This is a genomic window from Nocardia sp. NBC_01730 (genome assembly GCF_035920445.1).
GTDB lineage: Bacteria > Actinomycetota > Actinomycetes > Mycobacteriales > Mycobacteriaceae > Nocardia.
The window spans coordinates 7,727,763-7,741,137 of record NZ_CP109162.1 but is presented as its reverse complement, the minus strand read 5'-3'; the positions used below and the strand labels follow the sequence as shown (position 1 = coordinate 7,741,137).

At 67.3% G+C, this 13,375-nt stretch carries 13 protein-coding genes; 10 read left to right on the top strand and 3 right to left on the bottom strand.

Going from position 1 to position 13,375, the window contains the following annotated elements; genetic code table 11:
• Nucleotides 1–171 precede the first annotated feature (171 nt).
• On the bottom strand, nt 172–1,515 hold the full coding sequence (locus OHB12_RS32165) for a cytochrome P450 (RefSeq protein WP_327113682.1): 1,344 nt from the start codon (nt 1,513–1,515) through the stop codon (nt 172–174).
• A 131-nt stretch (nt 1,516–1,646) separates the two neighbouring features.
• Here OHB12_RS32165 and OHB12_RS32160 point away from each other — a divergent pair, with 131 nt between their 5' ends.
• A complete protein-coding gene (locus tag OHB12_RS32160) occupies nt 1,647–2,891 on the top strand; it encodes an NADH:flavin oxidoreductase/NADH oxidase family protein (RefSeq protein ID WP_442800157.1) in 1,245 nt (414 codons plus the stop codon).
• Between the two features lie 51 nt (nt 2,892–2,942).
• Here the strand turns inward: OHB12_RS32160 and OHB12_RS32155 are convergent, their stop codons facing one another.
• The gene (locus OHB12_RS32155) at nt 2,943–3,620 is read right to left on the bottom strand and encodes a TetR/AcrR family transcriptional regulator (RefSeq protein WP_327113678.1); all 678 of its coding nucleotides are present in this window, start codon (nt 3,618–3,620) and stop codon (nt 2,943–2,945) included.
• A 532-nt stretch (nt 3,621–4,152) separates the two neighbouring features.
• Here OHB12_RS32155 and OHB12_RS32150 point away from each other — a divergent pair.
• The 4 genes from OHB12_RS32150 to OHB12_RS32135 all read left to right on the top strand — a co-directional run bounded on the left by OHB12_RS32150 (nt 4,153) and on the right by OHB12_RS32135 (nt 9,399).
• Nucleotides 4,153–5,352, top strand: a complete 1,200-nt coding sequence (locus tag OHB12_RS32150; RefSeq protein ID WP_327113676.1) for an FHA domain-containing protein — start codon at nt 4,153–4,155, stop codon at nt 5,350–5,352.
• Nucleotides 5,353–5,577: 225 nt separating this feature from the next.
• Nucleotides 5,578–7,872, top strand: a complete 2,295-nt coding sequence (locus OHB12_RS32145) for an FdhF/YdeP family oxidoreductase (RefSeq protein ID WP_327113674.1) — start codon at nt 5,578–5,580, stop codon at nt 7,870–7,872.
• A gap of 64 nt (nt 7,873–7,936) precedes the next feature.
• Nucleotides 7,937–8,776: a formate dehydrogenase accessory sulfurtransferase FdhD gene (fdhD, locus tag OHB12_RS32140; protein ID WP_327113672.1), complete on the top strand. Its 840-nt coding sequence runs from the start codon at nt 7,937–7,939 to the stop codon at nt 8,774–8,776.
• An 80-nt stretch (nt 8,777–8,856) separates the two neighbouring features.
• Nucleotides 8,857–9,399, top strand: a complete 543-nt coding sequence (locus OHB12_RS32135; RefSeq protein ID WP_327113670.1) for a hypothetical protein — start codon at nt 8,857–8,859, stop codon at nt 9,397–9,399.
• 201 nt (nt 9,400–9,600) lie between these two features.
• Here the strand turns inward: OHB12_RS32135 and mihF are convergent, their stop codons facing one another.
• Nucleotides 9,601–9,915: an integration host factor, actinobacterial type gene (gene mihF, locus OHB12_RS32130; protein WP_040865486.1), complete on the bottom strand. Its 315-nt coding sequence runs from the start codon at nt 9,913–9,915 to the stop codon at nt 9,601–9,603.
• A 191-nt stretch (nt 9,916–10,106) separates the two neighbouring features.
• Between mihF and OHB12_RS32125 the strand changes: the two genes are divergently transcribed.
• The 5 genes from OHB12_RS32125 to OHB12_RS32105 all read left to right on the top strand — a co-directional run bounded on the left by OHB12_RS32125 (nt 10,107) and on the right by OHB12_RS32105 (nt 13,283).
• Nucleotides 10,107–10,256, top strand: a complete 150-nt coding sequence (locus OHB12_RS32125; protein WP_327113667.1) for a hypothetical protein — start codon at nt 10,107–10,109, stop codon at nt 10,254–10,256.
• Nucleotides 10,257–10,549: 293 nt separating this feature from the next.
• A complete protein-coding gene (locus OHB12_RS32120) occupies nt 10,550–11,347 on the top strand; it encodes a helix-turn-helix domain-containing protein (protein WP_327113665.1) in 798 nt (265 codons plus the stop codon).
• Nucleotides 11,348–11,387: 40 nt separating this feature from the next.
• Complete coding sequence (locus OHB12_RS32115; RefSeq protein ID WP_327113663.1) at nt 11,388–11,510, top strand: hypothetical protein; 123 nt, start codon at nt 11,388–11,390, stop codon at nt 11,508–11,510.
• Between the two features lie 110 nt (nt 11,511–11,620).
• Nucleotides 11,621–12,190, top strand: coding sequence for a carboxymuconolactone decarboxylase family protein (locus tag OHB12_RS32110; RefSeq protein ID WP_327113661.1), 570 nt, complete (start codon nt 11,621–11,623; stop codon nt 12,188–12,190).
• Nucleotides 12,191–12,419: 229 nt separating this feature from the next.
• Complete coding sequence (locus tag OHB12_RS32105) at nt 12,420–13,283, top strand: hypothetical protein (protein ID WP_327113659.1); 864 nt, start codon at nt 12,420–12,422, stop codon at nt 13,281–13,283.
• Nucleotides 13,284–13,375 lie beyond the last annotated feature (92 nt).

Here is a 13,375-nt window from a genome sequence, read left to right as displayed (position 1 = left end):
GGTGGAGGCCATGCGTTGTGGAGGAGTGTATGGACGATGCGGACCGGATGGTTTCCCAATATGGGGAGGATTCTGGCTCGGCCCGAAGACCGGTGCGGTTCGGTCGGCGCGGGCCGGGTCGAGACGGCCGCGACGACGGTGAAAGCCGTGGCCGGCAGGATGCCGCCCACGTCAATGTCGCTTTTCCACAGTCAACAACAGGCTGCGTGGGATCAGAGTCGCTGCGACAACCGTCTCCAAGTCCATCGTCACAGCCGGATCGTGGCGGAGCCGCCAGCGGGCGGCTATCGTCGACACCGCGAGGGTAGCTTCCACGACCGCGAACACGTCACCGATGCAACGCCGGGGACCGGCACCGAAATGCAACATGGCTTTTTGCGGGATCTCTCCGACCCGTTGCGGAGACCACCGGTCCGGATCGAACGTGTCGGGGTCGGAGAAATTTCTCGGATCACGTTGCACCGCATACGAGCAGAGCATGACCGACGATCCGTTCGGGATCGCGTGACCGCCGAGTTCGAGATCTTCGTTGGCCCGCCGGGTGAGTATCCACGCGGGCGGGTAGCACCGTAATGCCTCACTGATCACCTGCGCGGTATAGACGAGGTTCGGGACATCCGCATAGTCCGCGGGCCTGTCGCCGAGTACCCGATCTACCTCCTCGTGGAGCCGCCGCTCCACCTCCGGATGCTTGGTCAACAGGTAGAACACCCAGGTCAGGGTGGCCGAGTTGGTCTCAGACCCGGCCACCATGATCGTGATGATCTGGTCGTGGATCTCCTCGTCGGACAGCCCGCCCGCGGTTTCGGAGTCCCGCGCCTCGATCAACAACGCCAGCAGGTCGTTACGGCCGTCGCCCCCGGCGCGGTATTCGGCGATGAGCTTGTCGACTATCGGATGCAGTCGGGCCAGGTACGACGCATATTCCCGGTTGCGTGCCAACGGCAGCTTGTTCAACACCGGTAGCGGCGCGATCATCCGCTGGTACAACAGTTCGAATATGCGCGGCATGTTCAGCCGCATCTCCTGCTCCAGTTCCTTGCCATGGTGGGAGCACACCAGTGTCTTGGCGGCCACCGCGAAACTCAACGCGGCCATCTCCTGGCGGACATCGAGAATTTGCCCCTCGCGCCACGTTCCGGTCTGTTCGACGATCTGCTCCCGCATGATCCGCGCGTACTCGACGATTCGTTCACGGCGGAACACCGGCTGCATCAGTCGCCGGTGGCCGCGATGCATCTCGCCCTCGGAGCTGGCCAGACCGTAACCCACCAGGTCACGGGTAATTTCGATGGACGCACCCTTGTCGAACTTGCGCGGCTTGTCGACAAGCATCTCGTGGGCCAGCTTCGCGGAGTTGAGCACATACACCCGCTGCGGCCCCAGCCTGACCTGGACGATATCCCCATGCTCACGCAGGGACCCGAAGAACCCCAGCGGATCTTTCCGAAACTGTAACGCGTGCCCCAACAGGGGAAGACCACCCGGAACAACAGCTATAGCAGGAGCGGACACGACTTCCTCCTCATCTCAGGACGTCAGTGTGCACGTATTCCGGATGGATCGCATCGATCCACCGTCGCTCGACGGGCCAGAGTGCAACTTGTTCGAGGAGGACGAATGCCGACTCTGGCAGCTAAGGTTCGCTGGTGATCCTGTCCGATCCCTTGCCACTTCCCTGTGGCCAGGTACTGCCCAACCGGGTGATGAAAGCCGCGCTGAGCGAGGTGCTCGGCGACTCGGGACAGAGTCCCGACCACCGGATCCTGCGGCTCTACCGTCGTTGGAGCGAAGGCGGATTCGGCCTGCTGCTCACCGGCAATGTCATGATCGATCGAGCACAACTGGGCGAGCCGGGCAATATCGTGGTCGACGACGAACGGGACCTGGCCACACTGACACAATGGGCCGAGACAGCGCATGCCGGCGGGTCGCCGATCTGGATGCAGCTCTGCCACCCCGGTCGCCAAGCCAATCCCGTTGTCAATCGACAAGCGCCGGTGGGCCCGTCGGCAATAGCCCCCGACATCCCTGGATTCCGGGTTCCCACCGCACTCACCGAGCCCGACATCCACGACATCATCGACCGGTTCGCGACGACAGCGCTGATCGCCGAGAAAGCCGGTTTCGACGGAGTCCAGATCCATGCCGCACACGGGTACCTGGTATCGCAGTTCCTGTCGCCTCTGGCTAATCACCGCGACGACAATTGGGGCGGTGACCCCGCCCGGCGGGCGCGGTTCCTGCTCGAGATCGTGCGGCGGGTCCGTGCCACCGTAGGCCCGCGGTTCGCGGTCTCGGTGAAACTCAACTCCGCCGATTTTCAACGCGGAGGCTTCACCGAGGATGAGTCCAGCGATGTCGTTGCCCGACTGGCGACCGAGCGGATCGACCTGCTCGAGATCAGCGGCGGCAGCTTCGAGTCGCTGGCGATGATGGGCCGCCCCACCGATCGCCTTGGGAGCACTCAGCAGCGTGAGGCCTACTTCCTGGAGTACGCCCACACCGTCCGCACCACCGCGGCCACCCCCCTCGCGGTCACCGGCGGATTCCGGTCGCGCGCGGCCATCGTGGCGGCGTTGGAAACGGGTGACTGCGACATTGTCGGCCTCGGGCGACCGGTGTGCCTGCTCCCGGACGCCGGCCTGGCCTTGCTCGCCGGGCACGAGCAGCTGCCCAGTGCTCGGGTGTCACGGGTGCGCACGGACCCGATCTCGCGCTCGCGCACCGTTCGCTCGCTCGCCGGAGCGGTGGATCTGCAGTGGCACACCGATCAGTTGCACCGCATGGCTGCGGGCGCCGAGCCTGCGCCCCAGCGCTCGCGGTGGCGAACGGCATACTCGATGGTCCAGCGCAACGGTGTCGATGCCTTCCGCCGCAAACGTGGGTAACCACTCCGTTCCGGACTGGCGCGGGGCCAACCTACCGTCAGCGAACGATCATCACTGTCGGTCGGCGGGCGTGGCGAGAATGCCGTTGAGCAGTACCCGCATCGCCCACGCTGCGCGCGCGTCTCCGTTGCCTGCCAGCATCGTGTCGCGCATCGCCACAATCGTCGGATACCGGTCGGCGGGCAGTTGGGCGAAGTACTGCTCGACGGCCGCAACGTAGTCCTGCTCGGTGCCGTCCTTGGTGTTGTAGGCGCTCTGCTCGGCGGCCGCCGCGGTGATATGCAGGTAGATCAGATCCACCGCCCAGGAACTTGTGCGGTCGTCCAATCCCGCCTCCGCGAGCAGCACCAGCATCCGTTCCACCAGGCGCAGCGCGTTCGGGCTTGCCGGAATCGCACCGAGCGCGACGAGGGCCAGCCCCTCGTGCCGGCTCATCGCCTCGACCGTGGACTCGACCAATACGGTGAGCCGATCGCGCCAGGTCGCCCCGACCGATTCCGGAACGGTGCCGAGCACGTGGTCGAGCATGGCGCCCATCAGATCGTCACGGTTGGCGACGTAGACGTACAGCGAGGCCGCACCGGTATCCAGGTCCTGTGCGACGCGGCGCATGGTGAGCGCCGCCGCGCCGTCCCGGTCCAGGATGCGCAGACCGGTCTCGATGATCACTTCGCGACTCAGTGGAGCTTTGGCCGGGCGGGCTCGACGGCTGACAGGTGCTGCACTCATGATCCGAGCATAGTCCGTGACGAACATCGTTTGACACGAACGCCGTTCGCAGAACGGGCGCTGCCAGGGCATTCGGTCACGCCGCGCTTGTGTGCGACGGCACCGAATTCGAGGCGGTTCGGCCCGGCGTCACGACCGAATGCCCGCGTCGACTCCGGCCGGCACACGCCGGCCATCCAGTCGGGTCCCTTGGATGGCCGTCACGGTGGCGGGTTTCGGGTGCACCGGGCTCATGCCACGATGCCCAACCGAACACCGATACTCGTTGCCGAGACCTTTGCCACAGTTGGGAATGAACACGCATGGACTGCGCTCAGATGGGTCGAATACCACAAAGCCCAGGTCACCGCGGTCGAGCCCGGAGGCGAGAAGACGTACGGCAGCGACGAATTCGGCCATCGGACAGCGACGTGGGAGAAAGACGAACCCTGACGAACCCTACTGAGGAGTGCCTCGAGGCCAGGGCTCGGACGGCGCGGACACTCTATGCTGCTTCGGTATGCCGGTAGTTGCGCCGGGAAGGAGGGCGCGGGTGCTCAGAAATCCGTCCACCATAGGTATCGCACCAGGCGACGGATTGGTCGCCCGCTTCGGTGCGGTTGTCACCTACCTCGGTGGCGAAACCGCCTCTACAGATCGAATACTCGGCATCATCGAGGCCCTGGCCGACGAGGAACACCCCGGTGCGGCGCTGGCCGAGCGCCTGGCCGCGGCGATCTTCGGCAGCACCTCGCAGCCGCCGCCGTTCGGCGTCGTCGCACCGACGACGGACGGAATGCTGATCCTGCTGCGCGGACCGGTGACCGCCGAGATCCAGGGCGCTGAGGGTACCCGCCGCCTGGCCGGCGCACGGGCTTTCACCTGGGTGGACGAGATTGTGCGCGAGCCGGTGCGGCGCATCACGATCGGCGCGGATACCGGCGCACCGCTGACTCCGCTGCCGCGCACCGATCTGCGCGCGGGCATGGTCCCCGGCGGCGGCTTCGTCCTGCACGCCGCGGTGCGGCGGGCCGGGAAGGCCACCGGGTCCGCCGTCAGGACGTCGCCATCCGAGCGCGCCGCCGGCTCTGAGCCCGAGCTCGCCCCCACGGCCGCGTCAGGGTTCGATGCGATGCCCGAGCCGACCGGCACGTCCGAAGCCGCCGCGTCGGTTCCCGCCGCCCCACCTACCGAATCTGCGCGCCCACCGGCCAAGCCGCGCCGGCCCCGGCCCGCCGCGGACCGGCCGCTCGCTTGGTCTCAGGTGCAGTCGGCGGCGCAGGCGCTCCCCGAGCCAATCGCGCTGCGCAAGGCCGCACTGGAGAACGGAGGAACACGCGTCGTTCGTCCGTCCGCCATGGCCGGGGACGCCGCCGCCGGCGCGCTGGTCGCGGCGGACGGCGCAGCATATCCGCTGGACCGCCCCTACGTCATCGGGCGCGGTCCGCAGGTGGACGAGTCGGTCCGCGCGGCGACCGCCGATCCGATCGTCATCCAGCGGGACCGCCACGTCTCTCGCGTCCACGCCTATGTGTCGGTCGACGGCGGCAAGGTCTACGTGCGTGACGCTGCCGCCACCTCGGGCACCTTCATCGCTGCCCCCGGCACCGACCAGTGGACCCGAATCGGCACGGCCCCTACCGAACTCCTGCCCGGCTGGCGCGTCCGCATCAGCGAGCGCGTCCTCACCTATCGCGGCGACGACTCTTGCACAGGTGTCGCCGACATCGCAGGCGCACAGCGGCGAGGCTGAGCAGTCGTCTCGGACCTGACGACGACGGTAGCGGCGGCGCTTGCCGATTCGCTGTGTACCGAAGGAGAGTCGGCACGCCGCCGCGGCCCGCGCGGCCGAGCCGACGACGCCGGGTGGCCGGACAGAATCCACACGACGCCGACCGCGTCACCGCGCGGCGGTGCCTACCATGCGGGTAGCCGGTCCCATACCCGACGCGGACTGTGCGGAGAGGACAATGACGTCATGCACCGAAACGGGCCGATCCGGGATATCGACGAGTCCGAGCTGACGGTGACTCCGCCCAAGGAGCAGGCCGCCGGCGTCACCGCCGTGGCGGTGGCACTGAAACGCTCGGTCGAGGAGATGGGCGTGATTCGCACTGCCCGCACCCTCGCCCGCGTCAACCAGGTGCACGGCTTCGACTGCCCCGGCTGCGCTTGGCCGGAGCCGACCGGCCATCGCAGGCCCGCCGAGTTCTGCGAGAACGGCGCGAAAGCGGTCGCCGAGGAGGCGACACTACGCACGGTCGGTCCGGAGTTCTTCGCCGCGCACTCGATCGAGGATCTGAGCGACAAATCCGGGTACTGGCTCGGCCAGCAGGGCCGGCTCACGCACCCGATGGTGCTGCGCCCCGGCGACACCCACTACTCCCCCATCGCCTGGGACGACGCCTACCGCATGATCGCGGATCAGTTGCACGCCTTGGCCGCTCCAGACGAAGCCGTGTTCTACACCTCCGGCCGCACCAGCAACGAAACCGCGTTCCTCTACCAGCTGCTGGTGCGCGGCTTCGGCACCAATAACCTGCCGGACTGCTCGAACATGTGCCACGAGTCCTCCGGCGCCGCGCTGTCGACCTCGATCGGGATCGGCAAGGGCTCGGTCTCGATCGACGACTTCGATGCCGCGGATCTGATCATCGTCGCGGGCCAGAACCCGGGCACCAATCATCCGCGCATGCTGAGCGCACTGGCGGGCGCGAAGACGAAGGGCGCACGGATCATCGCCGTGAACCCGTTGCCGGAGACCGGGCTGCTCGGCTTCCGCGACCCGCAGACGGTCAAGGGTGTCGCCGGCGGCGTCGCGATCGCTGACGACTTCCTGCAGATCCGCCTCGGTGGCGACCTGGCCCTATTCCAAGCGCTCGGGCGCCTGCTGTTCGAAGCCGAGGATCGCGCGCCGGGAACGGTGGTCGACCGGGAGTTCGTCGACGCCCACTGCGCCGGATTCACCGAGTACGAAAAGAACGTGCGGGCTGCCGATTTCGCCACCGTGCTGGCGGCGACCGGCTTGAGCAGGGATGAACTCGACCGCACCGCCGAACTCTTCGCGCGGTCGAACAACATCATCATGTGCTGGGCCATGGGCTTGACCCAGCAGAAGCATGCCGTCGCCACCATCGAAGAGGCCACCAACCTGCTGTTGCTTCGCGGCATGATCGGTAAACCTGGCGCAGGCGTCTGCCCCGTACGCGGCCACTCGAACGTCCAGGGCGACCGCACCATGGGCATCTGGGAAAAGATGCCCGAGGATTTCCTCGACGCGCTGGACCGCGAATTCGGCATCACGAGCCCGCGTGCGCACGGCTTCGACACGGTCGAGGCCATCCGCGCCATGCGGGAGGGTCGTGCGAAGGTGTTCTTCGGCATGGGTGGCAACTTCGTCTCCGCCACCCCGGATACCGCGGTGACCGAGGCCGCGCTGCGCGGCTGCACGCTCACGGTGCAGGTCTCCACCAAGCTCAACCGCAGCCATGTCGTGCACGGACGGACCGCCTTGATCCTGCCCACCCTCGGCCGCACCGACGAAGACCTGCGCGACGGCGTGAAACAGCAGGTGTCGGTGGAGGATTCGATGTCGATGGTGCACCTGTCCACCGGACGGTTGAAGCCGGTCGGCGACGAGTTGCGCAGCGAAGTCGCGATCGTCTGCGAGCTGGCGCGCGCCCTGTTCGGCGCGGACCATCCGGTACCATGGGCACGGTTCGCCTGCGACTACGACGCCATTCGCGACGCGATCTCCCGGGTCGTGCCCGGCTGCGCGGACTACAACGCGAAGGTCAGGCAGCGCAACGGTTTCCGACTCCCACATCCACCGCGCGACAACCGCGAATTCCGCACCACCACCGGCAAAGCCAACTTCGCGATCAACGAACTGACCTGGCTACCGGTGCCCGAGGGCAGGCTCATCCTCCAGACACTGCGCAGCCACGACCAGTACAACACCACCATCTACGGCCTCGACGACCGCTACCGCGGCGTGCACGGCGGCCGCAAGGTGGTACTTGTGCACCCGGATGACATCACCGAATTCGGTTTCGCCGACGGTGACCTGGTGGACGTGGTCTCCGAATGGACCGACGGCACGGAGCGCCGCGTCGAAGGATTCCGCCTCGTCTCCTACCCCACCCCGCGCGGCAACGCGGCCGCCTACTACCCCGAGACCAACCCCCTGGTGCCACTGGATCATGTCGCGGCACGCTCGAATACGCCGGTGTCCAAAGCGGTCACCATCCGATTCGAACCGAGCGCGGTATGAACAAGCCGATCCGCGCCACGGCACTTCGGTGGAAGACGGAGCCGAACGGCAGCGAGGGGCAGCCATGAGCCGCGTCACCGCCCGCCGCCGCATGCGCCGGATCTCCCCCTCCGGCGAAATCCAGCGGCCCGACACCCTCGCCGTCGAGGAGCCGCTCGAAATCCGCATCGGCGGCCAGCCGTTGATGGTCACCATGCGCACCCCGGGCAACGACGTCGACCTGGTGCACGGATTCCTGCTGAGTGAGGGTGTGATCGACGCCGCCGAAGAGATCATGGCCGCGCGGTACTGCGCGGGCACCGACGACAAGGGCAGCAACACCTACAACGTTCTCGACATCACGCTGCGCGCCCCGGTCCCCGTCCCGACCCGTGCATTCCTGACCACCGGCGCATGCGGCCTGTGCGGCAAGACCGCCCTGGACGAGGTGCGCACCCGCACCCGGTTCCCGCCGCCCGCGGACGGTCCGGCGGTGGACAGCCGCGTGCTGGCCGCCATGCCGGATACACTGCGCGGCCGACAGTCGGTGTTCGACGCCACCGGCGGTCTGCACGCCGCGGGCCTGTTCACCGTCGACGGCGTGGCACTCGCGGTGCGCGAGGACATCGGCAGGCACAACGCGGTGGACAAGGTGATCGGCTGGGCACTGCGCGAGAACCGTATTCCCGCACACGATCTGGTGCTCATCGTCAGCGGGCGCGCATCGTTCGAGCTGGTGCAGAAGGCCGTCATGGCGGGTATCCCGATGCTCGGCGCGGTGTCGGCACCGAGTTCGCTCGCGGTCGACCTGGCCGCCGAGGCCGGGCTCACGCTGATCGGTTTCCTCCGCGGGGACACCATGAACGTCTACAGTCGCCCTGAGCGGGTCCGTGCCGAACCGGGAGGCGCCGCACTATTGGCGTGACGCACTATTGCCTGTATCGGATTGTCCGTCTTACCGTGGCTGCACGGAGTCGGAACTGCGACAGGCGAACGGAGCGACCGATGCGTATCTCAGTGCAGGGGACTGGCGAGGGCCTGCGTGTACGCATGCGATTCGAGCAGTATCGTCGCCGCTTGCTGATCACACGGACTGTCCTGGTCATCCTGGCCGTCCAAGGCGGGATCATCGGGCTCTGGGCCACGCTGGCGCCACACTCCTGGTACACCAGCTTTCCCGGATTCGGCACGCAGTGGGTGGCGGTCGACGGTCCCTATAACCATCACCTGGCGGCCGATGTCGGGGCGTTCTTCCTGGCACTCACCGCCGTCACGATCGCCGCTCTCGTCGTCGACGGCACCGCGGCCGCCCGGATCGCGGGCGTCGGTTGGCTGACCTTCGGCCTCCCGCACTTCGTCTATCACACCTTTCACCGGCCCGACGGGCTGGGCACCGCCGGTTACACGATCAGCCTGATCGCCGCATTCCTGCTCATCGTCGGCGGACTGGTCTGCGTCTTCGCTCCGCCGCGCGGCGATATTCCGCTGTCGGACCCGCGTCCGATCGATGTCCGTTTCCCACGCCGCCGTCCGCGCACGTCCCGCTGACCGACACCGTGGACGGTCGTGCTGATCGGCGCGGGAGACTCCCGTCCGGGACGCCCGTGGGCGGTCGTCGTCACCACGGGCGTGATCCGGTGCGGCTGCGATACGACGCCGCGTTCTTCCTGAACTCCTGAACGAGCGCCCGCGCCGCGTGCCGCCGACGTGAGCGTTCGTTCCCCGGTCCGGCGTACCGTGCCGCGCCCGTCAGTCCTTCAGCGCCTCGAGCAGCGCCGCACGCTGGCGCGCGCCGAGGCCGCCGATGCGGCGGTCCTCAGGGATCTCCGCCTGGTCCATCAGCTTCGCCGCTTTCACCGGGCCCACGCCGGGCAGTGCCTTGATCACAGCGGCGACCTTGGTCTTCTTGACCAGCTCGTCGGAATCGGCCTTCTTCAGCAGGTCGGCAACCGAAACCTTGCCCTCCTTCACCTTGCCGATCAGTTCGGAGCGTGCCTTGCGGACCGCAGCCGCCTTGGCCAACGCCTCGGTGCGCTGCTCTGCGGTCATGGTAGGCAGTGCCATGTCTCCTCCGCTTCCACTCACTCGAACATCCGGTTGACCGGACCGAGTAAACATCACGCCACCGAGAGCGCAAGGTCGACACACCGGGGCCGCAGCACCGGAAATAGCGATGACTTATCCGGGTCTGCACCGTCCGAACAGGCAACCCGCCCACGTTCGGCCGCCGGAGAGGACGAAAGGAACACCACGTCATGGAGCTGTCCCTCACCCAGTTCGACACCCTCGACGGCGTCTACCAAGCACCCGGTGAGCCGCAAGAAGATGCCAGCGACGGTGTCACCCACGGCTGTTCACCGACGACGTCCAACCCACCGGCCTCCGGCTCACGGATTCCCGCGTGACCAGCAGCGGCGTCGTCATCGGCACGTATCGCACCGCGGGCACACCCCAGTACGGCGACTACACCGAAGAGGCCACCGCAGTGCGGTAACACCGGCGACGTTTTCCACGACAGGATGAACGGCGGCTCAAAACGCGGGATCGAGGTTCAACGGCGAACCAGGGGGATCAACGGCGATCCCCTCCATGGGGCGCGATCGGCTGACCGATCGTCACCGTGTCCCACGAGCGCGGGCGCGACAACAGAACAATCGGCTTTTCCACGCCGCGCCTCGTCCGTGCCAGCATGGCGAGCATGAACATTCCGCAGGAGGCGCACCGGCCCGCAGCCCTGTGGCTGTGGGCCGGGCAGGCCATCTATCGCGGGCCGTCGCTGCGCCTCGATGCCCATTCGACCGCGGTGGACTGCCTGGCGATCGGGGTGGACGCTCCATTCGGGCTCGAGGCGGACGGAATCGCGCGAACGGTGCGCAGCGCGCTGATCCCGCCACGAACAGTGCATCGGGTCGTCACGGACGGCGACCGCATGATGTTCTGCTATCTCGATCCCGGCTCACCTCGAGCGCGTGCATGCCGCGAGCAAATGACGCTCTGGGACAGAGGTTTCGGATTTTCGCACCGGGGTGAGACCCGGCTCGCGGAAGCCGCGGGCCAGGACCGGCCCGATCCTCGGGCACTGGCGGATCTCGTCGGCGCGGCACCGCGTCCGCCGATGGACGACCGCGTCCGGGAGGCGATGGCCACTCTTCTCGCACATCCCGCCCGCCAAATCACCGCCGACCGGTTCGCCGCGGCGGCGCACCTGTCGGAATCCCGATTCCTGCATCTGTTCTCATCGCAGGCCGGGACCTCGTTCCGGCGGTATCGACTCTGGGCCAGAATGCTCGGCGCCGGCCGGGCGATCGCCAAGGGAGCAAGCCTCACCAGCGCGTCCGTCGACGCCGGGTTCGCCAGTCCCTCCCATTTCAGTGACGCCTTCCGCACCATGTTCGGACTGTCGGCGACCACACTGCTCGCGACCGGGGTCCGGGTCGTCGTGCTGGACGAGACGGGCGAGATCGAGCCTCGACCACGGACGCGAGGGCCCTGCTAGGCTACCGAATTAGAACGTGTTTCAATTCGGAGGAAAGTCCATGGTCGGTGGACAGCGCTTCGTCCCGTCACCGATCGACGTGATGGACTTCGACGAGGAAGGCCGAATCACCGGGATGCGCGCCTACTGGAGCCAGGAGGACACGCGGGTCGAGCCCGAGTAGCCCGCTGTGGGGACCCTGGTGCGCCAGGTCACACCGTGGTCCCATCACATTTCGTCGCGGTCTCTCGTCCGAGAAGTAGGAACCACATCCACTGATCGAAGGAGATCGATATGGGCGCCACCCGCATCGCCGCCGTCACCCCGCAGCAGGCCGGACCAGCGACCAAGCTGCTGTATCGGCTCGCCAAGCGCCGGTTCCACGAAGTGCCCGAACCCTTCGCGGTCACCGCCAACCATCCGAAACTACTCGCCGCCAGCGCGGTCCACGAGGTCGCGGCGGAGAAGGCCAGCACCGTCCTGCCCGCCGTCATCCGCGAGATCGCCGTCTACCGCACCGCGTGGACGGTCGGCTGCTCCTGGTGTGTCGACTTCGGCGCCATGGTCATGCGCCTCGGCGAGCTGGATGTCGAGCGGCTCGAACACATCGCCGACTACGCGACGTCGCCGCTGTACTCCGACGACGAGCGCGCCGCCATCGCCTACGCCGACGCGATGACCGCGACCCCGACCGCCGTCACCGACGTGCAGGTCGCCGATCTCGAGCGACGTTTCGGCCGGGCGGGCGTGGTGGAGCTCAGTTACCAGATCGCGCTGGAGAATTCGCGCGCCCGGTTCAACTCCGCGCTGGGCATCACCGCGCAAGGGTTCAGCACGGATTCGTGCCGAGTGCCCTGGGAGTGAACGGCCATGGCCGGACAACGCCGCCTGAAAGATGGTGGCCGACCTGGCACTTCGGCCCCAGGTCTCCCTCTGGGCTGTCGCTCCGGCCGGGAATGGACTAAGAATAGGAGGTGTTGACGCCGCCGGTCCGCGTCCGGTCAGCGAGTTATTGTTGCGCGTTCGATGAACGAAGTCCGTGTCGGCGTCTACGGTTTCTCGAGTTCCCCTCCGCCCAACCGTTTGGAGCCGCATGCTCGACGAACATCCCCTCGACGACGATGTCGCGCGGCTGGCGACGCGGGTCGAGAAGGCCCGCGGCCGCCTCGCATACCAGTTCGATCCGGCGCTGACCGGCGCGCTGTCAGAGGAAGAACTGAACGCCGAACGCGAACTCGCCGAACGGATCCGGACCCAGAACCGGGAGCAGCGCTGGAAGCAGGCCGAGGCCACCGCCGAGGCGTCCGACCGCGCGCGGCACACCTCGGAGGCCATCGAGAAGGCGGACATCAGGGATCTCCTGCTGGCACGCAAAGCCATTGCCGCACAGCGGCGCGAGTCCAGCCCGCACGCGAGGCTGGCCTCCCTGTACCGGCACCGCTCGTGGTCGCTCGGGGCGCTGGCCGGCGTGGTCGCCGCGGGCATGCTGTGGTCGGCGGTCAACGTCCAGCACAACATCGCGCCAGGTGGGCCGGACGATCCGCTGTACTGGTTCAGCTATCTGCTCGAGGCGATGATCAGCGTGTCGCTGATCATCATCATGATCGGCACCAACAAGGTCACCGAATGGGGTGTGCTGGACAACCGCAGCCAGGTCGCGGCCGCCGAAGTCGCGCTACTGGCACTGACAGTCGGTCTGAACACCTACCCGTATATGAGTGCCGGGCGGTGGTTCGACGCCGCTATGCACGGAGTGGCGCCGGTGATGATCGGCGTCGCGCTGCTCATCCACGATGCCGCCAGCGCCCGCTACGGCCGTGCCATCACCTTCGCCACCGAGCAGGTCCGAAGCCTGCCTGATCCGAGTTCACACGATCCGCTACCGGAGCCACAGCCGACCCTCGACGACTCCGACGACCGTCCGGTGGCGGTAGGCGTAGCACCGCAGTGGGCGTAGGACGCCGACAGCCAGTTGGTCCACGGTTCGCACCGTTAGCATGCCGACGACACCCCGAGCCGAAGCGAGGTTTCTTGACAACTGTCCATAAT

Bases quoted from the DNA above. Each gene is read 5' to 3' on its own strand.
- OHB12_RS32155 (WP_327113678.1), bottom strand. From the start codon at position 3,620: ATGAGTGCAGCACCTGTCAGCCGTCGAGCCCGCCCGGCCAAAGCTCCA.
- OHB12_RS32145 (WP_327113674.1), top strand. From the start codon at position 5,578: ATGCACCGAAACGGGCCGATCCGGGATATCGACGAGTCCGAGCTGACG.
- fdhD (WP_327113672.1), top strand. From the start codon at position 7,937: ATGAGCCGCGTCACCGCCCGCCGCCGCATGCGCCGGATCTCCCCCTCC.
- OHB12_RS32135 (WP_327113670.1), top strand. From the start codon at position 8,857: ATGCGTATCTCAGTGCAGGGGACTGGCGAGGGCCTGCGTGTACGCATG.
- mihF (WP_040865486.1), bottom strand. From the start codon at position 9,915: ATGGCACTGCCTACCATGACCGCAGAGCAGCGCACCGAGGCGTTGGCC.
- OHB12_RS32125 (WP_327113667.1), top strand. From the start codon at position 10,107: ATGGAGCTGTCCCTCACCCAGTTCGACACCCTCGACGGCGTCTACCAA.
- OHB12_RS32120 (WP_327113665.1), top strand. From the start codon at position 10,550: ATGAACATTCCGCAGGAGGCGCACCGGCCCGCAGCCCTGTGGCTGTGG.
- OHB12_RS32115 (WP_327113663.1), top strand. From the start codon at position 11,388: ATGGTCGGTGGACAGCGCTTCGTCCCGTCACCGATCGACGTGATGGAC.
- OHB12_RS32110 (WP_327113661.1), top strand. From the start codon at position 11,621: ATGGGCGCCACCCGCATCGCCGCCGTCACCCCGCAGCAGGCCGGACCA.
- OHB12_RS32105 (WP_327113659.1), top strand. From the start codon at position 12,420: ATGCTCGACGAACATCCCCTCGACGACGATGTCGCGCGGCTGGCGACG.